General features: G+C 55.3%; 26 protein-coding genes and 1 tRNA gene. 7 read left to right on the forward strand and 20 right to left on the reverse strand.

Annotated elements, in window-relative coordinates; translation table 11 throughout:
* The first annotated feature begins 10 nt into the window (after window positions 1-10).
* The gene (gene catA, locus DOU50_RS13040) at window positions 11-688 is read left to right on the forward strand and encodes a type A chloramphenicol O-acetyltransferase (RefSeq protein ID WP_148769530.1); all 678 of its coding nucleotides are present in this window, start codon (window positions 11-13) and stop codon (window positions 686-688) included.
* A gap of 51 nt (window positions 689-739) precedes the next feature.
* Here catA and DOU50_RS13045 read toward each other — a convergent pair whose 3' ends face one another.
* Window positions 740-1,096: a hypothetical protein gene (locus DOU50_RS13045; protein ID WP_228117534.1), complete on the reverse strand. Its 357-nt coding sequence runs from the start codon at window positions 1,094-1,096 to the stop codon at window positions 740-742.
* Between the two features lie 341 nt (window positions 1,097-1,437).
* On the opposite strand from DOU50_RS13045, the gene DOU50_RS13050 reads away from it, so the two are divergent.
* Window positions 1,438-2,247, forward strand: coding sequence for a DUF4225 domain-containing protein (locus DOU50_RS13050; protein ID WP_024909473.1), 810 nt, complete (start codon window positions 1,438-1,440; stop codon window positions 2,245-2,247).
* On the opposite strand, the gene DOU50_RS13055 is transcribed toward DOU50_RS13050, so the two are convergent.
* The 4 genes from DOU50_RS13055 to proB form a co-directional block, all read right to left on the reverse strand.
* Window positions 2,244-2,558 carry a hypothetical protein gene (locus tag DOU50_RS13055; RefSeq protein ID WP_020882780.1) on the reverse strand — a complete coding sequence of 105 codons (315 nt, stop codon included), beginning with the start codon at window positions 2,556-2,558 and terminating at the stop codon, window positions 2,244-2,246. The two genes, DOU50_RS13050 and DOU50_RS13055, sit on opposite strands and share 4 nt — an antisense overlap.
* Before the next feature lie 638 nt (window positions 2,559-3,196).
* Window positions 3,197-3,269 (reverse strand) — tRNA-Thr (locus DOU50_RS13065).
* 111 nt (window positions 3,270-3,380) lie between these two features.
* Window positions 3,381-4,634: a glutamate-5-semialdehyde dehydrogenase gene (proA, locus tag DOU50_RS13070; RefSeq protein ID WP_032646979.1), complete on the reverse strand. Its 1,254-nt coding sequence runs from the start codon at window positions 4,632-4,634 to the stop codon at window positions 3,381-3,383.
* Between the two features lie 11 nt (window positions 4,635-4,645).
* Window positions 4,646-5,749: a glutamate 5-kinase gene (gene proB, locus DOU50_RS13075; RefSeq protein WP_008501877.1), complete on the reverse strand. Its 1,104-nt coding sequence runs from the start codon at window positions 5,747-5,749 to the stop codon at window positions 4,646-4,648.
* A 304-nt stretch (window positions 5,750-6,053) separates the two neighbouring features.
* Between proB and phoE the strand changes: the two genes are divergently transcribed.
* Window positions 6,054-7,106, forward strand: a complete 1,053-nt coding sequence (phoE, locus tag DOU50_RS13080; protein WP_148769531.1) for a phosphoporin PhoE — start codon at window positions 6,054-6,056, stop codon at window positions 7,104-7,106.
* A 160-nt stretch (window positions 7,107-7,266) separates the two neighbouring features.
* Here the strand turns inward: phoE and crl are convergent, their stop codons facing one another.
* From crl to gpt, 3 genes are all read right to left on the reverse strand, one after another.
* A complete protein-coding gene (gene crl / locus DOU50_RS13085) occupies window positions 7,267-7,668 on the reverse strand; it encodes a sigma factor-binding protein Crl (protein WP_024909470.1) in 402 nt (133 codons plus the stop codon).
* A 57-nt stretch (window positions 7,669-7,725) separates the two neighbouring features.
* The gene (frsA, locus tag DOU50_RS13090) at window positions 7,726-8,970 is read right to left on the reverse strand and encodes an esterase FrsA (protein WP_045909843.1); all 1,245 of its coding nucleotides are present in this window, start codon (window positions 8,968-8,970) and stop codon (window positions 7,726-7,728) included.
* A gap of 104 nt (window positions 8,971-9,074) precedes the next feature.
* The gene (gene gpt, locus DOU50_RS13095) at window positions 9,075-9,533 is read right to left on the reverse strand and encodes a xanthine phosphoribosyltransferase (RefSeq protein WP_010427903.1); all 459 of its coding nucleotides are present in this window, start codon (window positions 9,531-9,533) and stop codon (window positions 9,075-9,077) included.
* A 260-nt stretch (window positions 9,534-9,793) separates the two neighbouring features.
* Between gpt and pepD the strand changes: the two genes are divergently transcribed.
* The gene (gene pepD, locus DOU50_RS13105; protein ID WP_148769532.1) at window positions 9,794-11,251 is read left to right on the forward strand and encodes a cytosol nonspecific dipeptidase; all 1,458 of its coding nucleotides are present in this window, start codon (window positions 9,794-9,796) and stop codon (window positions 11,249-11,251) included.
* A gap of 76 nt (window positions 11,252-11,327) precedes the next feature.
* Here pepD and dinB read toward each other — a convergent pair whose 3' ends face one another.
* The 8 genes from dinB to DOU50_RS13145 all read right to left on the reverse strand — a co-directional run bounded on the left by dinB (window position 11,328) and on the right by DOU50_RS13145 (window position 18,531).
* On the reverse strand, window positions 11,328-12,386 hold the full coding sequence (gene dinB, locus DOU50_RS13110) for a DNA polymerase IV (RefSeq protein WP_090418129.1): 1,059 nt from the start codon (window positions 12,384-12,386) through the stop codon (window positions 11,328-11,330).
* Between the two features lie 107 nt (window positions 12,387-12,493).
* Window positions 12,494-12,697: a (Na+)-NQR maturation NqrM gene (gene nqrM / locus DOU50_RS13115; RefSeq protein WP_023615899.1), complete on the reverse strand. Its 204-nt coding sequence runs from the start codon at window positions 12,695-12,697 to the stop codon at window positions 12,494-12,496.
* Complete coding sequence (gene nqrF / locus DOU50_RS13120) at window positions 12,697-13,920, reverse strand: NADH:ubiquinone reductase (Na(+)-transporting) subunit F (protein ID WP_148769533.1); 1,224 nt, start codon at window positions 13,918-13,920, stop codon at window positions 12,697-12,699. Before nqrF ends, nqrM begins: the two co-directional genes overlap by 1 nt.
* A gap of 10 nt (window positions 13,921-13,930) precedes the next feature.
* The gene (nqrE, locus tag DOU50_RS13125; protein ID WP_023334613.1) at window positions 13,931-14,527 is read right to left on the reverse strand and encodes an NADH:ubiquinone reductase (Na(+)-transporting) subunit E; all 597 of its coding nucleotides are present in this window, start codon (window positions 14,525-14,527) and stop codon (window positions 13,931-13,933) included.
* A 6-nt stretch (window positions 14,528-14,533) separates the two neighbouring features.
* Window positions 14,534-15,172, reverse strand: coding sequence for an NADH:ubiquinone reductase (Na(+)-transporting) subunit D (locus DOU50_RS13130; RefSeq protein WP_024909466.1), 639 nt, complete (start codon window positions 15,170-15,172; stop codon window positions 14,534-14,536).
* Window positions 15,165-15,959, reverse strand: coding sequence for a Na(+)-translocating NADH-quinone reductase subunit C (locus DOU50_RS13135; protein ID WP_061715913.1), 795 nt, complete (start codon window positions 15,957-15,959; stop codon window positions 15,165-15,167). The genes DOU50_RS13130 and DOU50_RS13135 overlap by 8 nt, the downstream gene beginning before the upstream one ends.
* On the reverse strand, window positions 15,952-17,187 hold the full coding sequence (locus tag DOU50_RS13140) for an NADH:ubiquinone reductase (Na(+)-transporting) subunit B (RefSeq protein ID WP_061715914.1): 1,236 nt from the start codon (window positions 17,185-17,187) through the stop codon (window positions 15,952-15,954). Before DOU50_RS13140 ends, DOU50_RS13135 begins: the two co-directional genes overlap by 8 nt.
* 3 nt (window positions 17,188-17,190) lie before the next feature.
* Window positions 17,191-18,531 carry a Na(+)-translocating NADH-quinone reductase subunit A gene (locus DOU50_RS13145; RefSeq protein WP_148769534.1) on the reverse strand — a complete coding sequence of 447 codons (1,341 nt, stop codon included), beginning with the start codon at window positions 18,529-18,531 and terminating at the stop codon, window positions 17,191-17,193.
* A 298-nt stretch (window positions 18,532-18,829) separates the two neighbouring features.
* On the opposite strand from DOU50_RS13145, the gene dpaA reads away from it, so the two are divergent.
* The gene (gene dpaA, locus DOU50_RS13150) at window positions 18,830-19,570 is read left to right on the forward strand and encodes a peptidoglycan meso-diaminopimelic acid protein amidase (RefSeq protein WP_024909462.1); all 741 of its coding nucleotides are present in this window, start codon (window positions 18,830-18,832) and stop codon (window positions 19,568-19,570) included.
* Here the strand turns inward: dpaA and DOU50_RS13155 are convergent.
* Both DOU50_RS13155 and lpcA read right to left on the reverse strand, forming a co-directional pair.
* Entirely contained in the window at window positions 19,541-20,308 is a 768-nt protein-coding gene (locus DOU50_RS13155; protein WP_008500262.1) for a class II glutamine amidotransferase, read from the reverse strand. The two genes, dpaA and DOU50_RS13155, sit on opposite strands and share 30 nt — an antisense overlap.
* Window positions 20,309-20,354: 46 nt before the next feature.
* Window positions 20,355-20,933, reverse strand: coding sequence for a D-sedoheptulose 7-phosphate isomerase (gene lpcA / locus DOU50_RS13160; protein ID WP_010427884.1), 579 nt, complete (start codon window positions 20,931-20,933; stop codon window positions 20,355-20,357).
* Window positions 20,934-21,172: 239 nt separating this feature from the next.
* Between lpcA and fadE the strand changes: the two genes are divergently transcribed.
* Both fadE and DOU50_RS13170 read left to right on the forward strand, forming a co-directional pair.
* Window positions 21,173-23,617, forward strand: coding sequence for an acyl-CoA dehydrogenase FadE (fadE, locus tag DOU50_RS13165; RefSeq protein ID WP_024909461.1), 2,445 nt, complete (start codon window positions 21,173-21,175; stop codon window positions 23,615-23,617).
* Between the two features lie 108 nt (window positions 23,618-23,725).
* Window positions 23,726-24,496 (forward strand): amidohydrolase, encoded by a 771-nt coding sequence (locus DOU50_RS13170; protein WP_148769535.1) that lies wholly within the window; start codon window positions 23,726-23,728, stop codon window positions 24,494-24,496.
* A 57-nt stretch (window positions 24,497-24,553) separates the two neighbouring features.
* Here DOU50_RS13170 and DOU50_RS13175 read toward each other — a convergent pair whose 3' ends face one another.
* Window positions 24,554-26,155, reverse strand: a complete 1,602-nt coding sequence (locus tag DOU50_RS13175; RefSeq protein ID WP_148769539.1) for a gamma-glutamyltransferase family protein — start codon at window positions 26,153-26,155, stop codon at window positions 24,554-24,556.
* Window positions 26,156-26,164: 9 nt separating this feature from the next.
* The coding region (locus DOU50_RS13180) for an ABC transporter permease (protein WP_148769536.1) at window positions 26,165-26,467 on the reverse strand (303 nt) is incomplete at its 5' end.

A 26,467-nucleotide genomic window follows, 5' to 3' on the forward strand; every position in this document is an offset into this window, starting at 1 on the left:
AGGTTAAACAATGAAAAAAACAGCCCCGGCCTATACGCCTGTTGATTTATCTCGTTGGCCAAGGAAGGAGCATTTTGAAGTCTTCCAGTCATTCGCTGAATGCGCAATTAACCAAACCGTTCTGATCGACATTACCGCGCTGCGAAAACATATCAAAGAGGTCGGCTGGAAGTTTTACCCGACGATTATTTTTCTCCTGTCTAAAATTATGAACCGGCATCCTGAGTTCCGCATGGCCATGAAGGACAATGAGCTCGTCGTCTGGAATGAAGTTCATCCAAGCTATACGATTTTCCATCCCGAAACGGAGACGTTTTCGTCATTGTGGAGCCACTATGACGGCAATATTCATCACTTCCAGAACACGTATGCAGAAGATACGGCCCGCTATGGCAATAACCTTTCTTACTGGCCGAAGGAAGAGTCCCGGGAAAATGTCTTTTTCGTGTCGTCGATTCCGTGGGTAACGTTTACGAACTTTAATATGAACATTGCGCATATGAAGAACTTCTTTTCGCCAATGTTCACGTTTGGAAAATACTACGAGCAGGATGGAAAAGTGCTGTTGCCGCTCGCGGTGCAGGTCCATCATTCGGTGTGCGATGGCTTCCATGTGGCAAGAATGTTTAATGAGTTGCAGGAGATGTGTGATGGTTTGTCGGCGTTGTCAGAGGAACCTGGCGCATGATGCGTAAGAAGTGTTGATGGTTTCCTTTTGTCGGGAGTGGGTGTGAGAAGCCTACCGGCCTTTCATTATTTTATGCGCTTTCCATGTGAGGCCAAGTGGAATCAGATACCAGACCGCAATAACGCCAATAATTGCAACAGGTAAGTAATATAATAGCAGCGAGGGCGTATAAAAGACGGGAAGGAAAATCAGCGGTGCAAGGATAAGCATCAGACAGATAATCCCTCCATAAAAACGCTTGCTCAGTTCATCTATTAATGTTGAAAGCGTTTCGCCAGTATTTTCATTACTACTTAATACTTCTTTCAGACGAGACAATTGCTTATTCGAAAAACCATTATCCAGTAGATCTTTTTCCGTTAGTTCACTGGTCATTTGCTCGCCTATCTTCATGGTAGTTATGTTCATGCAAGAATACCCTTAAGATGAGCTTTTTTAAACACTAGCCCAACTGAGGAATTACCAGAGATAGCAGACAGGATTGAGGATCAATAAGCACTATGAATCGCCACAGGTTTAACAGACGCCTCAGAGTCATGTTGGACTGACCCCATCCCGGTAGACGATCCTGCACGTACTCCAGGACGTTTGATACGTCGGACAATGAAAAATAGAGAATTACCGCGTGGAGTCCCAGAGTTTGATTATGTGTTCGTTCCGCTAAAATCAGACGTTGGGAAAGCATTTCCTGTTGTCTTCGACCTTATTGCACGTAAAATGACCAGACACATTTTGGGAAGGAGTCTTTAATGGATATTGCGCTGCTCAACAGGGGCTGGAACAGAACATGGTCAGATACCATGGTGAATCTGGAAGCCCGGAAACTCGTCGAAACAGCAAATCGGCTATCAGCTTTCTATTTGCAAGATGGGATAACACGTATCAAGTTTGTTGGAGAGATAAAACAGGTTGTAGATAAAGAATTTGAAACAGCACGACGAGCTAAAACCGATGAAGAATGTATTGTATGCATCAAAAATCTTCGTGCTGAAACAGACAACCTGCTTGAACAAGAGCGTCTATTAAAAACCAAGTCCGCACAGCTTTACGCGAAGGTCGAGTTTGTTAAGGAAAATAATAAAATCGTCGGTTATGTTATATCCGCTGTAAATGTGGTGCTATCAGGCGTGGTTCTCTTTGGTGGCTTTATGATGTTATCCACTATGGGGCCGATTGGTATGCTGGCTGGGGCAGTCCTGATTGCCGATGGAATGAACGGATTAACGAAAGAAGTGCTCAACTTTGATCAGCCAGCAGGACATATACCCTCGCAAGGTATCATTGCTGACTCCGCGATGCATACGGCCCAGTTCATGGGATTTAATCCTAACACGGGCTTGGCTCTCTATAATGGTGTTACTCTTGGTGCCAGTGTGTACAGCATTGTTGGACTCGCTCGAAAAACTGGAGCCTGGAGATTATTCCGCTGGCTTCCACACGATTACTATCGCAAAGTCAGCACAATGAGCACTCCTAAGCTAACAATGAAGATTGTCGGTTATGGTGTTAAAGCAAAAGTGATTTTCGATCTATTGACAACCGAAAATGGAACCAGTTAATCCTTGATAGTTTTTCGGTAACGCCAGGATTTATAGGAAATTACCGGCGGCTGTGCAAAGGACATAATGGCAACCCCAAAGATCATCGCCAGCCCCCATGCAAATGCTCTATCAGGTGAGCTGAAGACGATAAGTAGCAGTAGGATTAAGGCACACACAGCCACCACTCCCGCTAAGGTAACAAATCGCCTAGCGAGGTCATTTATGGCCTCTCCAAGCGTTCCTCCATATTTTTCAATATTGCTTTTTATCTTCTGCAATTCGGGCTGCGTAAACCCTGAACGTAACAAAGCCTCATCAGTCACTTTCATATCGTCTCGTCCCTTATCTTCCAGAAGTGCTTTCCCAATCGCTGATTGTACAAGCAATCATACTGATGAACTTTACAGCAATCCACATGATGTTTGTGCAATGTATCAGATTTAAGACAATAGAAGCCATAAAGCCCCGTTAGTGGTACAAGCAACAAGCGGAGCGTAGCGACTTCATCAGGCCAACCTAGTTGGTTTCGCTTTGCGAAAGTCACCAGTGACCAAATCAGATTGTCAGAGAGATCACACCTTATCAGGGTGCTCGTGTACCTTTCGGAGCGTGAGCGAAGCGCTGGCAGAGCCGGATCTGTTGCTACCGGGGCATTACCACTATTCACCTGTTTACGCAGCCACAAGGCCGCACATCGGGCTTAAATGCGTGTGATCAATCTGTTTCGGGATGGTTTAGAGACGTTGGCAGCGTCATCAGCTTCGAGTTGATAGCGGTTCGTGGGGACTGTTCACGCTTTGTACCTGTTCGAGCTTTACAACTACAGGCCGCTACGTGCTAACATCCCTGAATAGCCACTGTTAACCATAGCGGCAACTGTTGGTCATAGAATCCCTTAAAAAAAGGTTGTATCTTGAGAACAAAAATCGTCTTAACTTATTGTTTTTAAAGGATTTTGTTGTGTGAGTGCCGATAATAGGAGTCGAACCTACGACCTTCGCATTACGAATGCGCTGCTCTACCAACTGAGCTATATCGGCCCTGAGAGGCCGGTTACGAATGTAACCACGGGGCAAAAGGTTAGATCTATCCGGGTGATGCGTCAATGCCCTTTTGAATCAAACGGCTACTTTTGCATCACCCGTGATTATTTACGCACGAATCGTATCGTCACCGAAGCCGATCCACTTGTACGTGGTCAGCGCTTCCAGCCCCATCGGACCGCGCGCGTGCAGTTTCTGCGTGCTGACCGCCACCTCAGCGCCGAGGCCGAACTGGCCGCCGTCGGTGAATCGGGTGGAGGCATTTACATACACCGCAGAGGAATCCACTTCGTTCACGAAGCGATCGGCATTGCGCAGCGTACGCGTCAGGATGGCGTCAGAATGCTGCGTGCCATGCTCACGGATGTGCGCAATCGCGTCGTCAAGATCGCTCACGATTTTCACATTCAGATCCAGTGACAGGAACTCGTCGTCGTACTGCTCCGCGTTGACGGGAACCACGTTAGCCGGGCCATCCTGCAGCAGCGCGAGCGCACTGGCGTCAGCATGCAGCGTCACGCCGCTCTCTGCCATCTGTTTGCTCAGGGCTGGCAGGAAGGTGTTCGCAATATCCTGATGCACCAGCAGCGTTTCAACGGTGTTACAGGTGCTTGGACGCTGGGTCTTCGCGTTAACGATAATCTTCAGCGCCGGTGCAATCTCAGCGCTATCGTCGACCACGATATGGCACACGCCGATACCGCCGGTGATCACCGGAATCGTCGACTGCTCGCGGCACAGCTTGTGCAGGCCAGCGCCGCCGCGTGGGATCAGCATGTCGATGTATTTGTCCATGCGCAGCATTTCGTTGACCAGCGCGCGGTCCGGGCTCTCAATTGCCTGCACGGCACCCGCCGGTAATCCACACTCTTCCAGCGCCTGCTGAATGACTTTCACCGTCGCGGCATTGGTGCGCCAGGTCTCTTTCCCACCGCGCAGAATAGCGGCGTTGCCGGTTTTCAGGCACAGGGAGGCGACATCCACCGTCACGTTTGGACGGGCTTCATAAATAACGCCGATAACGCCGAGCGGCACGCGGCGGCGCTCTAGGCGTAAACCGCTGTCGAGCAGCCCGCCGTCGATTACCTGCCCTACCGGGTCGGCCAGATTGCAGACCTGACGAACATCGTCGGCAATGCCTTTCAGGCGGGCCGGGGTCAACGCCAGACGGTCGAGCATGGCTTCGCTCAGACCGTTTCGACGCGCCTCAAGTAAATCCTGCTCGTTGGCGAGCAAAATCTCCTGGGACTGTGATTCCAGATAATCAGCGATTTTTTCCAGCACGCGGTTTTTCTCGCGGCTGGAAAGGAGCGCCAGTTTATAAGAGGCGGCCTTCGCGGCGGCGCCCATTTGTTCCAGCATGTTCTGGCTCCTTAACGAATAATCATGTCATCGCGATGTACGGCAACCGGGCCATATTCATAGCCCAGAATGGCGTCGATCTGCTGTGAGTGGTGACCCGCGATGCGGCGCAGGGCATCGCTGTTATAACGGCTTACGCCGTGGGCGATGTCGCGGCCTTCGAGGTTACGGATACGGATCACTTCACCACGGGAGAAGTTGCCTGTCACGCTTTTAATTCCTTTAGGAAGTAATGAACTTCCTCGTTCCAGAATCGCGGCGGTTGCCCCTTCATCGACGACGAGTTCGCCCGCAGGCGGCGCGCCAAATATCCAGCGTTTACGGTTTTCTAGCGGGGATTCCTGAGCGTGGAAGCGGGTGCCGACCGAGATGCCTTCCATCACGTCACCAATCACGCCTGGGCGGCTGCCCGCCGCAATGATGGTGTCGATACCGGCGCGGCACGCCACGTCAGCGGCCTGCAGCTTGGTCCCCATGCCGCCCGTTCCGAGGCCGGACACGCTGTCACCGGCGATGGCGCGCAGCGCATCGTCGATACCGTGAACGTCGGTAATCAGCTCGGCTTCCGGGTTAGAGCGCGGATCGGCAGTGAACAGCCCCTGCTGATCGGTCAGAAGCAGTAATTTATCGGCACCGGCCAGAATGGCGGCCAGCGCAGAGAGGTTATCGTTATCGCCTACTTTGATTTCAGCGGTAGCAACGGCATCGTTCTCGTTAATGACCGGAACGATATTGTTGTCCAGCAGCGCGCGAAGGGTATCGCGGGCGTTCAGGAAGCGCTCTCTGTCTTCCATATCCGCACGCGTCAGCAGCATCTGCCCGACGTGGATGCCATAGATAGAGAACAGCTGTTCCCAGAGTTGAATGAGTCGGCTTTGCCCCACGGCGGCCAGCAGCTGTTTGGAGGCGATCGTCGCGGGGAGTTCGGGGTAACCCAGGTGTTCACGCCCGGCGGCAATCGCCCCGGAGGTCACAATCACAATACGATGCCCTGCGGCATGTAACTGAGCGCACTGACGTACAAGCTCAACAATGTGGGCGCGATTTAGGCGGCGCGATCCGCCTGTTAAAACACTGGTACCGAGTTTTACCACCAGCGTCTGGCTGTCACTCATGATTCTCTGCCGTTCAACGATAAGGGAAAGTAATGTCGAACGAACGTTTTAGCAGGAGTCAGCCCCGTTGCCAACTGCCTTAGCACATAGCGAAACACTTTGTTGCGCGGGATCAGGAAGCGTAGCGGGAGAATTTGACACTTTTATTACCGAAATAATAAATCACAGTTTTTTAAAATTATTCTTAGTTTGTCATAAAAGTTTCATTCCAGAACGATAAAACCCTTCCTGTTTTTTCACGGGACTTAAGCATGAGCTTAACGTCCAGCGAATTTTTTAGCGCGTTTATAAGACAGGATCGAAAATGAAAAAGAGCACTCTGGCATTAATGGTTATGGGCGTAGTGGCTTCTGCATCCGTTCACGCAGCTGAAGTTTATAATAAAGATGGTAATAAGCTGGACGTGTACGGCAAAGTGAAAGCCATGCACTACATCAGCGATGATGCCACCAAAGATGGCGATCAGACTTACGTTCGTTTCGGTTTTAAAGGCGAAACCCAGATTAACGATCAGCTGACGGGCTATGGCCGTTGGGAATCTGAATTTGCGGGTAACAAAGCCGAGAGCGACTCCTCTCAGAAAACCCGTCTGGCGTTCGCGGGCCTGAAGCTGAAAAACTTTGGTTCTCTGGATTACGGTCGTAACCTGGGTGCCCTGTATGACGTTGAAGCATGGACCGACATGTTCCCTGAATTCGGCGGCGACTCTTCCGCGCAGACCGATAACTTCATGACTAAGCGTGCTACCGGTCTTGCTACCTATCGTAACACCGACTTCTTCGGCGCGGTTGACGGCCTGGACATGACCCTGCAGTACCAGGGCAAAAACGAAAACCGTGACGCCAAGAAACAGAACGGTGACGGTTTTGGTACCTCTCTGAGCTATGACTTCGGCGGCAGCGATTTCGCCGTCAGCGGCGCTTACACCAACTCTGACCGCACCAATGCGCAGAACCTGTTGGCGCGTGGCCAGGGCCAGAAAGCAGAAGCCTGGGCAACCGGTCTGAAATATGACGCGAACGATATTTATCTGGCAGCGATGTATTCAGAAACCCGCAATATGACGCCAATTTCTGGCGGATTTGCAAATAAAGCGCAAAACTTTGAAGTGGTCGCACAATATCAGTTCGACTTTGGTCTGCGCCCGTCCCTGGGTTATGTCCAGTCTAAAGGCAAAGATATCGAAGGTATTGGTGACGAAGATCTGGTGAAATACATTGACGTTGGCGCGACCTATTACTTCAACAAAAATATGTCCACCTTTGTTGATTATAAAATCAACCAGATTGACGACAAAAATAAACTGGGCGTGAGCAGCGATGACATCGTTGCCCTGGGTATGACCTACCAGTTCTGATGATGCGAAATAAAAAACCGGCCTGTGCCGGTTTTTTTTATTTCGGGGATTAATGCGGGCTGGTGCCCTTACTCCGGCCCTCTCCCACGGGGAGAGGGAGAAAACCATCATTTTTTGTAGGCCGGGTAAGGCGAAGCCGCCACCAGGCGCTGGGACACCATCAGGCAGTCAGCTTCACCGCTTCGCTGGAAAAGTTATCTGCGGGCTCGAGCTTGAGATCAAGAGTCGCCAGCAGTGCGCGAGCCTTATCATGGAACTCTTTTAGCGTATATTCCAGGCGGTCAATCACTTCCTGATCTTTAATAGAGGTCGCCTGCCAGTTGCCGTCTTTATTAAACAGGCCAAACTGGTAGCTATACGTAAAGCGTTTTTCCTCTGCTTCCATTTCCATCCACCAGCCCCAGAATTCACGTTTTTCGGGTGCAGGCTTCACGTTGACGCATACAGCCAGGCAGTCGAAAAAAAAGCGATTCTCTTCACACTGCTCTTCTCGAATATACGGGCCGAGAGCCATAAACTTCTTAATCAGTCTACTTTTCGGGTGTCCACTCGGTAACGTCATTGCGATCTCCTTTTGTGAAGCCACTGTTTTACCAAACCAGCAAAATTTAGCAATCTATTAACACAATCTCTGAGCGATCCAGCGCGTAATCTCTTTCAGCGCTTTATCGAAATTCTGATAGACCGGGCTGAACGGCACTTCTAGCAATTTGCCATCCGCAGATGACGACGTGATTAAGCGCGACTCTTCTTCCGGACTGAACGGATCGTTTTTCCAGAATCCCGACAGCATCGGCGTTGGGCAGCGACGTCCCAGCAACCCTTGCGTTTTTAACGAGTAGCGATTGAGCTCAACGCGCAGCGCTTCGTCTGATGCATCATGCATGCCAAGACGGCTGGCCAGCACATCAAGGTACATTTCAGGTACGCTCCCCTGGCGTGCAGGATCGCTGAGCAGGGCGTGAACGACCGGACCAAGGCAGGCGACGGCTTTCAGGCGAGAAGATTCAAGGTAAGCCAGACGCACCGCGACGTTTGCACCAAAGCGGAAGCCAAATGCCGCCACGCGGGTGTGGTCGACCCACGGAATGTTTTCCAGCGCTTTTAGCGCATGCTGGTGCAGCAGGCTGGAATCCTGAGTCAGTTTCCATTTGGAGGAGAAGCCGATTGAGGGCATATCCAGCGTCAGCATGGCGATCCCTTTTGGTGCGAAGTAACGCTCATACAGGCTGTAATAATCGATCTGCAACGAATCCAGCCCACCGCACATAAGGACGGTCGGGAACGGGCCTTCACCTTCAGGCATATGCAGGAACCCGGTAATGGATGACCCACCCGGAATGGTAAACTCGAGTTCGCGCATCTGGCCCGGCAGGCGTTGAGCCGCCTCTTCATAGGCGCGATTCGCCAGCGCCTGTGCCTGCTCGGCCAGCTCATCACCTTTCAGATGTGGATACGCGGCAATGGCGTAGAGATTGGCCGCATGCAGCCAGTGCTTGCCGCTGCGCGTGGCATCCTCTTCCTGGGTGGCTTTCTGCTGCCAGAGCATTGCCTGTTTAGACCACTCGTAGATCCAGTTTCCGCCGCGATAGCCCACTACCGTATCATAGAGTTCGCTGTCGGTACGCTCGGCTTCACTCATCACGATACGCGCCTGCACGTCAAGGATTTCACGAGGATCGATACCGCGCCAGACCCACATCAGGCGGTTAATCATACGATACCAGTGGGGCACGTTTTTACCGTCTAACGCGGACTGGACGGCAGGCTGGGTACCCGGATTAAAGCGACGCACCAGCGTCGACGTTTCAGGGTGTTTGAAACGGGGTTTGAAAAGTGTCTCGGTGAGATTCGCCTGCGTCATTGCGTTGCCTCCATGAATACGTCATATGAAGACTATTGTAACGCGTGGCAGGCCAAAAAGAACAACGCCCGGCATTGCCGGGCGTGTAAAGTTACGTACTGGGATTAACGGCCTGAAATCGGCGGTACGAAGACCACGCCCATATCCCATGGCTGTTCAATCCAGGTATCCTGCGGGATATCAATCACGTAATCGTCAACCAGCGGGCGGCCCGCCGGTTTCGCGAAGATAGTGACGAAATGTGCTTTCGGATACATTTCGCGGATAGCGACCGCAGTACCGCCGGTATCTACCAGGTCATCAATCACGATGAAACCTTCACCGTCGCCTTCCGCGCGTTTCAGCACGGTCAGCTCACGCTGGTTGTCATGGTCATAGCTGGAGATGCAAACGGTATCGACATGACGAATACCCAGCTCACGTGCCAGCAGCGCCCCCGGTACCAGACCGCCACGACTGACGGCAATAATGCCTTTCCACTGTTCGGAAGGCATCAGACGCGCAGCCAGTTTGCGTGCGTGAATCTGCAACATGTCCCAGGTGACGACGTATTTTTCGCTCATGTGAAGTGTCCCAGCCTGTTTTTATACGGCTTAAAAAGTGTTCGAGGGGGAAATAGGTTGCGCGAGATTATAGAGATCTGGCGCACTAAAAACCAGTGTTTAGCGCCCTCTGCCTGTGTTTTTACATGCTTTATGCTACCAGCCAGCAGAGAAAGTGGTATTCTCAGTTTCATCTCGCAAGCCTGACTTGTGGTAACTATTAACCTGCTAACCCTGTGACCTGCAACCCTGTTTGCAGCGCCTCGACAAGGAGACTTATCGTGTCTGAACTGTCTCAACTATCTCCGCAGCCGCTGTGGGATATTTTTGCCAAAATCTGCTCCATTCCACACCCTTCCTACCATGAAGAACAGCTTGCCGAACATATTATGGGCTGGGCGAAGGAAAAAGGTCTGCATGCGGAACGTGACCAGGTTGGCAACATTCTGATCCGCAAACACGCCACCGCAGGCATGGAAAACCGCAAACCGGTTGTGCTGCAGGCGCACCTGGACATGGTGCCACAGAAGAACAACGACACCGTTCACGACTTCACCAAAGACCCAATCCAGCCGTACATCGACGGCGACTGGGTGAAAGCACGCGGCACCACCCTGGGCGCGGATAACGGCATCGGTATGGCCTCTGCGCTGGCGGTACTGGCTGACGACAGCGTTGAGCACGGTCCACTGGAAGTGCTGCTGACCATGACCGAAGAAGCGGGCATGGACGGCGCGTTCGGTCTGCAGGCGAACTGGCTGCAGGCAGATATCCTGATCAACACCGACTCCGAAGAAGAAGGTGAGATCTACATGGGCTGCGCGGGCGGGATTGATTTCATCTCTACCCTGCCGCTGTCGCGCGAAGCGATTCCTGCCGGTTTCCAGACCTTCAAGCTGACGCTGAAAGGTCTGAAAGGCGGCCACTCCGGCGGCGATATTCACCTGGGTCTGGGCAACGCCAACAAGCTGCTGGCGCGCTTCCTGGCAGGCCATGCGGCTGAGCTGGATCTGCGTCTGGTTGATTTCAACGGCGGTACCCTGCGCAACGCGATCCCACGCGAAGCCTTCGCCACCGTGGCAGTACCGGCGGCAAAAGCCGACGAGCTGAAAAAACTCTCCACCGTATACCTGGATATCCTGAAAAACGAACTGTCGGCGAAAGAGAAGAACCTGACCGTGGTGCTGGAATCCGTCTCCACGGATAAAGCCGCGCTGACCGCGAAGTCTCGTGACACCTTCGTTCAGCTGCTGAACGCGACGCCAAACGGCGTGATCCGCAACTCTGACGTGGCGAAAGGCGTGGTGGAAACCTCACTGAACGTGGGCGTGGTGACCATGAGCGACGACAGCGCGGAAATCATCTGCCTGATCCGCTCCCTTATCGACAGCGGTAAAGAGTACGTGGTGAGCATGCTGGAATCTCTGGGCACGCTGGCGGGCGCGAAAACGTCTGCAAAAGGCAGCTACCCGGGCTGGCAGCCGGATGCAAGTTCTCCGGTGATGGCGCTGGTGCGTGAAACCTATCAGCGTCTGTTCAACAGCACCCCGAACATTCAGGTGATCCACGCCGGTCTGGAATGTGGTCTGTTCAAGAAGCCGTATCCGGATATGGATATGGTGTCCATCGGGCCAACCATTACCGGACCGCACTCGCCGGATGAGCAGGTTCATATCGAAAGCGTCGGTCACTACTGGACGCTGCTGACTGAACTGCTGAAAGCGATCCCCGTTAAGTAATTCCCTCACCCCAGCCCTCTCCCAAAGGGAAAGGGTGAACAACGTAGGCCCGGTAAGCATAGCGCACCGGGCTTTTTTACAATCCTAATACCAGCTGTCGCTCTAACTGCGGATCCAGCAGCGTGACGTGCAATCCCACCAGCCTTACTCCTCGCCCGCCTCGTCTTTCTTCCCATGCCTTTTTTGCCGTCGCGATAAGATCGTCTTTATTCAGTCGCGGCCAGACGTGTTCCTGCGTGGTCTGCTGGAAGTCGTTGAATTTTAATTTGATACCCTGACGGGCAATCAGCAGGTCTGGCTTCACCTTGCTTAAGCGTCGCTCCAGCTCCGGGTAGAGCTGTTCTGTGATAATGGTTTCGCATTCGGACCAGTCATGAATATCTTCAATGAGGGTGCGCTCAACGCCGACGGATTTCCGCAGCCGTTCGCTGTTCACATCGCGATCGTCAATCCCCTGGCTGCGCTCCCACAGCACGCGGCCAAACTTCCCGAAGCGCTTGAGCAGCATGGCGAGGTCGCTTCGCTGCACGTCTTCGCAGGTCCGTAGCCCCATGCTTTCCAGCTTTGCGGCGGAGACTTTCCCGACGCCGGGGATTTTACCGAGCGGTAGCGTTTTCAAAAACACAGGCACCTCTTCCGGCGTGATGACGTACTGGCCGTTGGGCTTATTTAAATCGGAGGCGATTTTGGCGAGGAATTTAACGGGCGCGACCCCCGCCGATGCCGTCAGATTCAGCTCGTTGAAAATCGTCTGGCGGATCTCCTGCGCCATCAGCGTGGCGGAGCCGTGGCAATGCACGCTGTCGGTCACATCGAGATAGGCTTCGTCCAGCGACAGCGGCTCTATCAGAGAGGTATAGCGGGAAAAGATTTCCCGAATATGCAGGGAAGCCTCTTTATAGGCGTCGAACCGCCCGGGCAGAAGCGTGAGATGAGGGCAAAGCTTTAAGGCCATCGCCGTCGGCATGGCGCTGCGCACGCCAAATTTGCGCGCAGGATAGTTGGCGGTGCTGATGACACCACGCTGAACGCGGCTGCCGCCAATGGCGATGGGAATATCCCGCAGCGCCGGGTTGTCTCGCATCTCCACTGCGGCAAAAAAGCAGTCCATATCAACATGGATTATTTTGCGCATAGTAAGCCCTCACTCATCACTGGATAAGTATACAGTAAACAAATGAGGGTTGAGAAGTGTGCGTGGGAATTGTCGGGTGGCGGCTTCGCCTTACCCGACCTGGCAGATTAAATGATGCGCTGCTGCTCGCGGGCCATTCTTTTTTTCCGCGCATCGCACGGTTCCGGGCAGTCGCAGACCTTTTCCATCCCAATGGAGGAAATACCGCCGCAGCTGCCCTGAATGCTTTTCCGTTTAACGATCCAGCCTAACGACATGCCGAAGATGACAAGCACAAAAACCACAAAGGTTGCCAGAAACGTCAGCATCATCAGCCTCCAAAATCATCGAGCATGATGTTCTCATCTTCAACGCCGAGATCTTTCAGCATCTTAATCACGGCGGCGTTCATCATCGGCGGACCACACATATAGAACTCGCAGTCCTCGGGTGCAGGGTGCTGTTTGAGGTAGTTTTCATACAGCACGTTGTGGATGAACCCCGTATAGCCCGTCCAGTTATCTTCCGGCTGCGGATCGGAGAGCGCCACATGGAAGGTAAAGTTCGGGTTTTCACGCGCCAGCTGTTCAAACTCGTCGTCATAGAACATTTCGCGCAGCGAACGCGCCCCGTACCAGAAGCTGATTTTACGCTTGCTGCCGAGCCGCTTGAGCTGGTCAAAAATGTGCGAGCGCATCGGGGCCATACCGGCACCGCCGCCGATAAAGACCATTTCCGCGTCGGTATCTTTCGCGAAGAACTCCCCGAACGGACCGGAGATGGTCACCTTATCTCCCGGCTTCAGAGACCAGATATATGACGACATCACGCCCGGCGGTGCATCCGGCACATTCGGTGGCGGCGTGGCGATACGCACGTTGAGCATAATAATGCCCTTCTCTTCCGGATAGTTAGCCATGGAGTAAGCGCGCAACGTCGGCTCTTTTACCTCGGATACAAAGCGGAAGAGATTGAATTTGTCCCAGTCGGCGCGGTACTCCTCAGGCACGTCGAAGTCCGCATACGCCACGGTATGCTCAGGACACTCAATCTGAATGTAACCCCCGGCGCGGAACGGAACATCTTCCCCTTCCGGTACCCGCAGCTTCAGCTCTTTAATAAAGGTGGCTTTGTTATCATTGGAGATAACCTCGCACTCCCATTTTTTAACGCCGAAGATCTCTTCCGGCAGCTCAATCTTCATGTTCTGGCGCACCGCGACCTGGCAGGCCAGACGGCAGCCCTCTTTTGCCTCACGCTTAGTGATATGCGCCAGCTCGGTGGGCAGAATATCGCCACCGCCCTCTTTTACCGTCACGCGGCACTGTCCGCAGGAGCCGCCGCCGCCGCAGGCTGAGGAGACAAAAATACCGTTACCGGAGAGCGTGTTGAGCAGTTTATCTCCCGCAGGCGTGCGGATCTGATTCTGCGGATCGTCGTTAATATCAATCACCACGTCACCGGAATTCACCAGCTTCGCGCGCGCCGCCAGAATGAGTCCTGACAGCACCAGTACAATCAGCGTGAACATCACCACGCCAAGGATAATTTCCATCTGTTAGCCCTTATAGCTGCACACCGGAGAAGGACATAAAGCCCAGCGCCATCAGCCCGGTGGTGATAAAGGTGATCCCTAAGCCACGCAGACCCGCAGGCACGTTGGCATATTTCATTTTCTCGCGGATCCCCGCCATGGTGACTATCGCCAGCATCCAGCCGATGCCGGAACCAAAACCGTACACCACGGATTCACTGAAGTTGTAATCACGCTGAACCATAAACGAGACGCCGCCAAAGATGGCGCAGTTCACCGCGATCAGCGGCAGGAAGATCCCCAGCGCGTTGTACAGCGACGGGAAGTACTTATCGAGGATCATCTCGAGGATTTGCACCAGCGCCGCGATCACCCCGATAAAGGTGATGAAGTTCAGGAAGCTGAGATCAACCCCTTCCACCAGCGCGCCGTCCCGCAGCACGAAGTTGTACACCAGATTGTTAATCGGAACCGAAAGCCCCAACACAACGGTGACCGCCACCCCCAGCCCAAATGCCGTAGAGACCTTTTTAGACACGGCAAGGAACGTGCACATGCCGAGGAAAAACGCGAGCGCCATGTTTTCAACAAACACCGCGCGCACAAACAAACTCAGGTAATGAGCCATCGTCGGTTACTCCTTTTCCTGCTGTTCTGGCTTCAGCGTACGAATCAGCCAGATCAGCAAACCGATAATGAAAAATGCGCTAGGGGCCAACAGGAACAGGCCGTTTGGCAGATACCAGCCACCGTTCTGTACCGTGTCCAGCACCGTGATGCCAAACAGCTTGCCGCTGCCAATCAGCTCGCGCAGGAACCCCACGGTCAGCAGGATCGCGCCGTAGCCCAGGCCGTTGCCGATACCGTCCATAAAGCTCGCCAGCGGCGGCATTTTCATGGCGTAGGCTTCCGCACGCCCCATGACGATACAGTTGGTGATAATCAGCCCGACAAACACCGAGAGCTGTTTGGAGGTTTCATAGGCGAAGGCGCGCAGCAGCTGATCGACCACGATCACCAGCGAGGCGATGATCGCCATCTGCACGATGATCCTCACGCTGTTGGGAATGTGGTGGCGGATCATCGAGATAAACATGCTCGAAAACGCCGTGACCAGCGTGACGGCCAGCGTCATCACCACCGCCGTTTCCAGCTTGGTCGTTACCGCCAGGGCCGAACAGACGCCCAGCACCTGCAGCGTGATCGGGTTATTGGCGAGCAGTGGGCCAATGAGCACCTTTTTCACTTCTTTCAGTTCACCGGTATCAGCCATTGTTCAGCGCTCCTTCACGTACGTTTTTCAGGAAAGGACCAAAGCCCAGCTCGCCCATCCAGAAATCAAAACTGTGCTGCACCCCGTTTGAGGTGAGCGTGGCGCCGGAAAGCCCGTCGACCGCGTAGTCGTCACCGGGACGTGCCGCCCCTTTCATCACCTTCAGCGCAGGCAGACCGTTATCGTCGAGCACTTTCTTGCCGACAAACTGTGCCCGCCAGTTCGGATTTTCCACTTCGCCGCCCAGCCCCGGCGTTTCGCCCTGGTCATAATACGCAATGCCTTTAACGGTGCGGCCATCCGTATCAAGGGCCACAAAGGCATACATCATTGACCACAGGCCGTTGCCGTAGACAGGAAGCACCACTTCCTGAATGCGTTTTTGGGGGTCACGCACCAGGTAAATTTCGGCCAGGTTGCTGCGACGCTTAATCCCGGCCGGATCTTGCGATGCCTCGAGCGTCACGCTCATCTGCGGATCTTTCAGCGCCAGCGCCTGGTTGAAGGTTGCCGGGTCTTTATCCAGCAGTTCACCCGTTTTTAAATCCACCAGCCGCGCGGAAATACGTTCGGCAAAGACGGCCGAAACGTCGTCTGCGCTCATTCCTTCCTGCATCAGCCCGGCCACGGCCAGAATGTTGCGCTGTTTATCCAGCGCGCGTTGCTCCTGCTGCAGGGGTTTTAACCCCACGGCAGAACCGGCCACGACGATGGAACAGACCAGACAGAGCACCAGCACCACCAGCAGCGTTTTGCTGATGCTGTCGTTATTTTTAACCTCAGCCACGCGCCTTCCTCCGCTTGATGTTGGCCCGCACCACCAGGTAGTCGAACAGCGGCGCAAACAGGTTGGCAAACAGAATGGCCAGCATCATCCCTTCCGGATACGCCGGGTTGACCACGCGGATCAGGACACACATCGCGCCAATGAGCACGCCATAGCTCCATTTACCTTTATCTGTAAACGAGGCCGAGACCGGGTCCGTCGCCATGAACATCATGCCGAACGCGAAGCCCCCCAACACCAGATGCCAGTACCACGGCATGGAGAACATCGGGTTGGTAGTAGAACCGATAACGTTGAACAGGGTGGCGGTCAGCACCATGCCGATCATCACGCCCGCCACAATCCGCCAGGAGGCCACGCGCCCAAACAGAATGATTGCCCCGCCAAGCAAAATCATCAGCGTCGAGACTTCACCGATGGAGCCCGGAATGTTGCCAATAAAGGCATCAAGCCAGGTAACTGGCTGACCCGTCGCGTTGTTCACCAGCGTTTCGCCACCGTGGGCCGCCCACTGTGAAAGCGGCGTCGCGCCGGAAAAACCGTCTGCCGCCGTCCAGACCAGGTCGCCCGAGATTTGCGCCGGATAGGCAAAGAAGAGGAACGCACGGCCCGCCAGCGCCGGGTTAAGGAAGTTCCGCCCGGTGCCGCCGAAGATCTCTTTGGCAATCACCACGCCGAAACTGATGCCCAGCGCCGCCTGCCAGAGCGGTAAGGTTGGCGGGACAATCAGGGCAAACAGAATCGAGGTCACGAAGAAGCCTTCGTTGATCTCGTGTTTACGGATGATGGCAAACAGCACTTCCCAGAAGCCGCCCACGATAAATACCGTGAGGTAAATCGGCAGGAAGAAAACCGCGCCCAGCGTCATCATGCTGATCCAGCCCGCGTCTGCAGCGAAGCTCACCCCTAACGAATGGGCCAGACGGTAGTGCCAGTCAGACTGAAGCACCTGCGCCAGCTGCTGTGCATCGTACATGTGGTGCAGCGCCGGAATGGTCTGCAGACCGACGTTGTACATCCCCCAGAACATCGCCGGGAAGACCGCAAACCACACCAGGATCATCATCCGCTTAAGGTCGATGGCGTCGCGAACGTGCGCCGCGCCTTTCGTCACCAGCCCCGGCGTGTAGAAAATGGTCGCCGTTGCTTCATACAGCGGGTAGTACTTTTTGAGCTTCCCTTCGGTAAAGTGCGGCTCAATTTTTTCAAAGAGGTGTTTTAAGCCCATCGGTTATCCTTCCTGCTCAATGCGGGTTAACACCTCGCGCAATACCGGTCCATATTCGTATTTTCCAGGACAGACATAGGTACAGAGCGCCAGATCTTCTTCGTCAAGTTCCAGACAGCCTAGCGCCTGCGCGCTGTCGGTATCACCGGCGAGCAGATCGCGCAGCAGCATGGTCGGCAGAATATCCAGCGGCATGACGCGCTCGTAGTTACCAATCGGGACCATGGCGCGCTCGCCGCCGTGCGTACTGGTCGAGAAGCTAAACAGCTTATTACGCAGGAAATGGCCCAGCGTAGTGCGGGTAACGGAATATTTTTCCGCACCGGGCAGCACCCAGCCGAACAGCTCTTTCTCACGCCCTTCCTGCACAATGCTGACCTGCAAATGAAAACGTCCCAGATACGCGTGTGCATTGGCAGCATGGCGTCCGCTGAGGACCGAACCGGAAATCAGGCGGTTTTCACCCTCTTTGGTTTCCCCCACCAGCAGTTCATTGATGTCTGCGCCCAGCAGCGTCTTCACCAGGCGCGGGTGTGCAGCCTGCGGCCCGCCGATGGCGATGACGCGTTCCGCGCAGAGTTCACCCGTAGTAAAAAGCTTACCGATGGCGATAACGTCCTGGTAATTCAGATGCCAGACCCGTTTCGTCAGGCTTACCGGCTCAAGAAAGTGGATGTGCGTTCCGACCAGACCCGCCGGATGCGGGCCAGCAAACTCATTAAACGTGACCTGCCCCTGCGGATGCCCGCCAAGCTTGCCGCCGGCCTGGCAAACGTGGACTTTCCCTGACGTGAGGCGGGTTAAAACGGTCAATCCGGCATCGAAGGCTTTGCGCTGTGCCAGGATAACCGGCTGCGGGTCCACGCTAAGCGGATTGGTGTCGATGGCCGTGACGAAAATCGCGGCCGGTTCCGTGCCCGGAACAGGGGATTTGCTGAAGGGACGGGTACGAAGCGCGGTCCATAAACCGGACGCCAGAAGCTGAGCATGAACGGCGTCACGGCTCAGCGACGCGAGGTCTGCGGCATCGTAATGGGCGAATTCACGCTGTTCATTCCCTTCAATGCGGATAACCACCGACTGCAGAACGCGTCGTTCGCCACGGTTAATCGCCACAACGGTGCCGCTCGCGGGGGCCGTAAACATCACGCCGGGATTTTTTTTGTCCTCAAAGAGCGCCTGTCCTTTGATCACGCGATCGCCTTCCTGTACCAACATAGAAGGTCGCATTCCCAGGTAGTCGTCGCCCACAATGGCGACATGATGGACGCTTGCGCCTGTCGAAACGTGCTGCGCTGGCACGCCTGCAATCGGCAGATCAAGTCCTTTTTTTATTTTAAACATGTGGTTAGCAGGTTTCCATGAACAACAATCCAGTGGCCGCGAAGTGTAACATTTTCCCCTTCTCGCGGGCAGGGAATCCGCCGTCGCGCGCGCCAAATTGCGAGCTAATGCGCAAAGTTCCTGGAGCCATCGCGATTTTGATGGTTTATAAAGTAAAACTAATTTGTAAACTCACCGCCCGGCTCTTGCGAAAATCTATAGCGGTGCTAATGTGAGCGCTCCTAACAGAATAATCTGATTTCGGGTCTCTTTTGCCGTCCTGGCAAGTTGGTCATGGTTTTATCAAGGAACTAGTAGTATGCGTAAAATCGCATTGTTCATTGCGATGCTTCTGATTCCGTGCATGTCGTTTGCCGGACTGCTCAGCAGTAATAGCTCAACGACGCCGGTCAGCAAGGAATATAAACAGCAGTTAATGGGATCGCCGGTTTATATTCAAATCTTCAAGGAAGAACGCACTCTCGATCTGTTTGTGAAAATGGGCGAGACCTATCAGCTGCTTGATAGTTACAAAATTTGTAACTACTCCGGCGGGCTGGGGCCAAAACAGCGTCAGGGCGACTTCAAAAGTCCGGAAGGGTTCTACAACGTTCAGCGCAGCCAGCTCAAGCCTGACAGCCGCTTCTATAAAGCCATTAACATCGGCTTCCCGAATGCCTATGACCGTGCTCACGGTTATGAAGGTAAATACCTGATGATCCACGGTGCCTGCGTGTCTATCGGCTGTTATGCGATGACCGATTCCGGCATTGATGAGATATTCCAGTTCGTGACCGGCGCGCTGGTCTTTGGACAGCCTAGCGTACAGGTCAGCATCTATCCGTTCCGCATGACGGACGCCAACATGGCGCGTCACAAGTACTCATACTACGCGGATTTCTGGAAACAGCTGAAGCCGGGTTACGACTACTTTGAGCAGACCCACAAGCCGCCGGTGGTCTCTATCGTAGATGGCCGTTACGTGGTCAGCAAACCGCTGAGCCACGAAGTCGTCCATCCACAGCTGGCGTCAAATTACACGGTCCCCGAGACAAAATAGCACCCACTCGCCTGGCATAATCTTTTGCCAGGTTTCGTTGCCCGTCAGCGGCTGCGTTGCAATGACTGTGACCACATCGTTCGGTGTGGTCTCCTTCTGAAAGTCTATCTCCACATCCTGATCCAGCAGCGTCGCCACGCCAAACGGCGCACGGCGGGTGATCCAGAACAAATTCGTCGAGCAGAACGCCATCACATAGCGGCCGTCAGAGAGCAGCATGTTGAACACGCCTTTTTCGCGCAGCTCTGTCGCCAGCGTCGCGATGTATTTGAACACGGCAGCCATGTTGCCTGGCGTGCGGGGATACCGCTCCGTCAGCTTGTGCAGCAGCCAGCAGAAGGCTTTTTCGCTATCCGTTTCGCCGACCGGGCGGAAATTGCCCGTCTCCAGCGACTTATAGCCCGTGAGTTGCCCGTTGTGCGCGTAGGTCCAGTTACGGCCCCACAGCTCGCGGGTAAACGGATGGGTATTTTCCAGCGCCACTTCGCCACGGTTAGCCTGACGGATGTGGGCGATCACCGAGCGGGACTTGATGGGGTAGTCCTGCACCAGTTTGGCAATCGGTGAGTTAAAGCTGGGCTGTGGATCTTTGAACGTGCGACACCCTTTGCCTTCGTAGAAGGTGATGCCCCAGCCGTCTTTATGCGGCCCGGTTCCTCCACCGCGCTGAACCAGCCCGGTGAAACTAAAGCAGATATCGGTTGGCACATTGGCGCTCATCCCGAGCAGTTCGCACATACGTCACCTCCACAACAGCGGGGGCAAGAGTGCCCCCAGCGAAGTCTTACTTAACCATCTCTTTTTCGATCAGCTGGATCAGGATGTGGATCACTTTGATGTGAATTTCCTGAATACGGTCAGCATAACCGAAGTGCGGAACGCGAATTTCAACATCCGCAGTACCGTCCATCTTACCGCCATCTTTGCCGGTCAGGGTGATGACTTTCATCCCTTTTTCACGCGCGGCGGCGATCGCTTTGATCACGTTGCCGGAGTTGCCGGAGGTAGAAATCCCCAGCAGCACGTCGCCTTCACGGCCTACCGCTTCAACGTAGCGGGAGAAGATGTGATCGTAACCGAAGTCGTTGCCTACGCAGGAGATGTGGCTCACGTCTGAAATCGCAATCGCCGGGTAGCCCGGGCGGTTTTCGCGATAGCGTCCGGTCAGCTCTTCTGCGAAGTGCATCGCGTCGCAGTGGGAACCGCCGTTACCGCAGGAAAGCACTTTGCCGCCGGCTTTGAAGCTGTCGGCCAGCAGGACCGCTGCGCGCTGAATAGCGTGAATATTGGCATCATCTTTCAGAAAGTTCGCCAGCGTTTCCGCCGCTTCGTTCAGTTCGTTACGAATAAGATCCTGGTACATGAGGATAATCCTTCAGTATTGATGAAATAACACAGTGGAGTGTACCGGATAGCGCGAAAAGCGAGAAGCTAAAGCCATGCGAATCGTCCGGCGTTTTGATTTTTTGTGCCGGCTAAAACACGAACAATGTGAACCAGGTTGTAATTATTTTGTAAACACATTGCTAAAGGAATTTACATCAACTACAACCATATCATCACAAGTGGTCAGACCTCCTACAAGCAAGGGAGCTTTTCTTTATGATGATTTTGAGCATTCTCGCAACCGTTGTTCTGCTCGGTGTGTTGTTCTATCACCGCGTAAGTTTATTCCTGAGCAGCCTGATTCTTCTGGCCTGGACGGCTGCGCTTGGCGTCGCAGGTCTCTGGAATATCTGGCTTTTAGTCCCTCTTGCCATCATTCTTCTGCCGTTTAACCTGGCGCCGATGCGTAAATCCATGATCTCTGCGCCGGTGTTCAAAGGCTTCCGCAAAGTGATGCCGCCAATGTCGCGTACCGAGAAAGAAGCGATTGATGCGGGCACTACCTGGTGGGAAGGCGACCTGTTCCAGGGCAATCCGGACTGGAAAAAGCTGCATAACTACCCGCAGCCGCGCCTGACCGCTGAAGAACAGGCGTTTATTGACGGCCCGGTAGAAGAAGCCTGCCGTATGGCAAACGACTTTGCCATCACCCACGAAATGGCCGATCTGCCGCCAGAGCTGTGGGCGTACCTGAAAGAGCATCGCTTCTTCGCGATGATCATCAAGAAAGAGTACGGCGGTCTGGAGTTCTCCGCTTACGCTCAGGCTCGCGTGCTGCAGAAGCTGGCGGGCGTTTCCGGGATCCTGGCGATTACCGTTGGCGTACCTAACTCCTTAGGGCCGGGCGAACTGCTGCAGCATTACGGTACGGAAGAGCAAAAAGATCACTACCTGCCGCGTCTGGCACGCGGTCAGGAAATCCCGTGCTTCGCGCTGACCAGCCCGGAAGCAGGCTCCGATGCGGGCGCGATCCCGGATACCGGCGTGGTCTGCATGGGCGAGTGGCAGGGCGAGCAGGTGCTGGGCATGCGCCTGACCTGGAACAAGCGTTATATCACCCTGGCGCCTATCGCCACCGTGCTGGGTCTGGCCTTTAAGCTCTCTGACCCGGAAAAACTGCTGGGCGGCGAAGAAGATCTGGGCATTACCTGTGCGCTGATCCCAACCTCTACCCCAGGCGTCGAGATTGGTCGTCGTCACTTCCCGCTGAACGTGCCGTTCCAGAACGGTCCGACCCGCGGTCAGGATATCTTTGTGCCGATTGACTACATCATCGGTGGTCCGAAAATGGCCGGTCAGGGCTGGCGTATGCTGGTGGAATGTCTGTCGGTGGGCCGCGGCATTACCCTGCCGTCGAACTCAACCGGCGGTCTGAAGTCGGTCGCGATGGGGATTGGTGCCTACGCGCACATCCGCCGTCAGTTCAAAATCTCCATCGGCAAGATGGAAGGTATCGAAGAGCCGCTGGCGCGTATCGCGGGCAACGCCTACGTGATGGACGCCGCCGCCACGCTGATTACCTACGGCATTATGCTGGGCGAAAAACCAGCCGTACTGTCCGCCATTGTGAAGTACCACTGTACCCACCGCGCGCAGCAGTCAATCATTGACGCGATGGATATCGCGGGCGGTAAAGGCATTATGCTCGGCGAAGGCAACTTCCTGGCGCGCGGCTATCAGGGCGCACCGATTGCCATCACCGTGGAAGGGGCAAACATCCTGACCCGCAGCATGATGATCTTCGGTCAGGGCGCAATTCGCTGCCATCCTTACGTTCTGGAAGAGATGGCCGCCGCGCAGAACAACGACGTGGATGCCTTCGATAAGCTGCTGTTCAAACATATCGGTCACGTGGGCAGCAACAAGGTGCGCAGCTTCTGGCTGGGCCTGACGCGCGGCCTTACCAGCGCCACGCCGACCGGCGATGCGACCAAACGTTATTACCAGCATCTGAACCGTCTGAGCGCCAACCTGGCCCTGCTGTCTGACGTTTCCATGGCGGTGCTGGGCGGCAGCCTGAAGCGTCGCGAACGTATCTCTGCCCGTCTGGGCGATGTGCTGAGCCAGATCTTCCTGGCCTCTGCGGTCCTGAAACGTTACGACGATGAAGGCCGTCAGGAAGCGGATCTGCCGCTGGTGCACTGGGGCGTGCAGGATGCGATGTATCAGGCTGAACAGGCGATTGACGATCTGCTGGCGAACTTCCCGAACCGCTTTGTGGCAGGCGCCCTGCGCGTGGTGATCTTCCCGACCGGTCGTCACCACCTGGCGCCGTCCGACAAGCTGGACCACAAGGTGGCGAAGATCCTGCAGGTACCGAGCGCAACCCGCTCCCGTATCGGTCGTGGTCAGTATCTGACGCCGACGCCACATAACCCGGTGGGTCTGCTGGAAGAAGCGCTGCTGGACGTGATGGCTGCCGATCCGATTCACCAGAAGATCTGTAAACAGCTGGGCAAAAACCTGCCGTTTACCCGTCTGGACGAACTGGCAAAACAGGCGCTCGCCGGTGGCATTATCAATAAAGATGAAGCCGCTCTGCTGGTGAAAGCCGAAGAGAGCCGTCTGCGCAGTATTAACGTGGATGATTTCGAACCGGACGAGCTGGCGACGCAGCCGGTAAAGCTCCCGGAGAAACACCGTAAACCTGAAGCGGCGTAACGCGTTTCGCTTATACAAACCCCGCCTCGCGCGGGGTTTTTTATTGCCACATTTTCTCGTTATGTCGTGCTACAGTGTCAAAAAGTGGTCGTTTGAGGAGTCTGAATTGTGCCTGGTCTGAAGATTTCTATTTTGCAGCAACCTTTAGTGTGGATGGATGGCCCCGCCAACCTGCGCCACTTTGATCGTCAACTGGAAGACATTACCGGGCGTGATGTGATTGTCCTGCCGGAAATGTTCACCACCGGCTTCGCCATGGAAGCGGCACAACAGTCAATGCCGCAGGAAGAGGTGGTGGCCTGGATGCACGCCAAAGCGCAGCAGACTAATGCGCTGATCGCCGGCAGCGCCGCCCTGCAGACCGAACGCGGGCCGGTGAACCGCTTCCTGCTGGTCGAGCCGGAAGGAAAGGTGCATTTCTACGACAAGCGCCACCTGTTCCGTATGGCGGATGAGCACCATCACTATGAAGCCGGTCACGAGCGCGTGGTGTTTGAGTGGCGCGGCTGGCGTATTCTGCCGCTGGTCTGCTACGACCTGCGCTTCCCGGTGTGGTCGCGTAACCGCAACGATTACGACCTGGCGCTGTATGTGGCCAACTGGCCTGCACCGCGCTCCCTGCACTGGCAGTCGCTGCTCGTGGCGCGCGCGATTGAGAACCAGGCGTACGTGGTGGGCTGCAACCGCGTGGGGACGGACGGCAACGGGCATCACTATCGCGGCGACAGCCGGGTGGTGAATCCGCAGGGCGAGATCATCGCCACCGCCGAGCCGCATCAGGCGACGCGTATTGATGCGGAGCTGTCCTTGACGGCGCTGAAGGAGTACCGGGAGAAGTTTCCGGCGTGGCAGGATGCGGATCCTTTTAGCATTGAGTGAAAAAAAAGCCGGGTGGCGGCTACGCCTTACCCGGCCTACCAATGTTGCTCGCTTCTTTTAACTCACCAGCGCCTGCCCATCCTTGCGGCTTTCCGTCGCGGCCACGTAGTGCCCTTCCGGCAGGCGGTAAATCACCTGCGCACCGCCGAAGTTGTAGTCCTGAAGCGGATCTTCCACCACGATCTGATGCCCGCGCGCGCGCAGGGCGGCAATCGTATTGCGATCGAACGTCGATTCAACGATCACCTCCCTGCCCTGCACCACGCGCCAGCGCGGGGCGTCGATTGCCGCCTGCGGGTTTTGCCCGTGCAGCATGATGCGCAGCGCCATCTGCATGTGCCCCTGCGCCTGCATCGGGCCGCCCATCACGCCGAAGGACATCAGCGGCTGGCCGTTGCCGTCCATCGCAAAGCCCGGAATGATGGTGTGGAACGGGCGCTTGCTGCCCGCCAGTGCGTTCGGATGCTCAGGATCAAGCACAAAGCCACAGCCCCGGTTTTGCAGGCTGATCCCGGTATCCGGCACCACGATGCCTGAACCGAAGCCCATATAGTTGGACTGAATAAACGAGACCATCATCCCGCTGGCATCCGCGGTGCTGATGTAGACCGTGCCGCTCTGCGTCGGGGAACCGTAGACAAAATCAGATGCGCTGTCGTGGTTGATCAGCGCCGCGCGCGACTTCAGGTAATGGTCGCTCAGCAGCTCTTTCGCCGCGAACGCCATGTGCTCTTCGTCCGCCACGTAGCGGTCGAGATCCGCCAGCGCCAGCTTCATCGCCTCGATGGACAGGTGCAGGGACTGCACGGAATCCGGATGATGCTTCTCAATGCCGCACTGCTCCAGAATGCCGAGCGCAATCAGCGTGGCGATCCCCTGACCGTTAGGCGGTAGCTCATGCACCGAACCGCCCGCGAAGTCGCGCGACAGCAGCTCTACCCAGTCCACGCGATGGTTGGCCAGATCCTCAGCCGTCAGGTGCGCGCCATGTTCTTTGGCGAAAGCGGCAATTTTCTGCGCCAGCTCGCCGCGGTAAAAGGCGTCGCCGTTAGTTTTCGCAATCAGTTCCAGCGAGTTCGCCTGCGCCGGGTTGCGGAAGATCTCCCCCACGCGCGGGGCGCGGCCTTCCGGCGCGAAGCAGGCGCTGAAGCCCGGCTGATCTTTCAGCTTGCTATAACCGCGCTGCCAGAGATGCCCAATCAGCGGCGAGACCGGGAAACCGTTGCGCGCATAGTCAATGGCAGGCTGCGCCAGGGTGGTCAGCGGCAGCGTGCCGAAGCGTTCCGCCAGCGCGACCCAGCCGGATACCGCCCCCGGCACGGTCACCGCGTCCCAGCCGATTTCCGGCACCGCTGTTTTACCGGCAAACAGATCTGCATGCCAGCTGGCTGGCGAACGACCGGACGCGTTCAGACCGTGCAGCTTTTCGCCGTCCCAGACGATGGCAAAGGCATCGCTGCCGATCCCGTTGCCGGTCGGCTCGACTACCGTCAGCGCCATCGCGGTGGCAATGGCCGCATCCACGGCATTCCCGCCCAGCTGCAGCATCTTCATGCCCGCCTGCGCCGCCATCGGCTGAGACGTCGCAACGGCGTTATGGCCCAGCATCGGCGGGCGGCGTGAATCGTAACCGGACGTAAAATCAAGCGCTTTGGTCATCATGACTCCTTAGTCATGGCGCGGATCGAGCGCATCGCGCAGCCCGTCGCCGAGTAAATTAAAGCCCTGCACGGCAAGGAAAATCGCCACGCCGGGGAAAATGGACATCCACGGGGCCTGCTCAAGAAAACCTTTAGCGGTGTTGAGCATAGAGCCCCAGGACGGATTGGGCGGCTGCTGTCCCAGCCCTAAAAACGACAGGCTGGCTTCAGCGATTATCGCCGAGGCAATCGCCAGCGTGGCCTGCACCAGGATCGGCGACATCACGTTGGGCAGGACGTATTTAATGATGATCCAGCGATCCGGCAGGCC

Origin of the sequence: Enterobacter sp. C6, from assembly GCF_008122455.1 — a bacterium.
GTDB classification, from domain to species: domain Bacteria; phylum Pseudomonadota; class Gammaproteobacteria; order Enterobacterales; family Enterobacteriaceae; genus Enterobacter; species Enterobacter pseudoroggenkampii.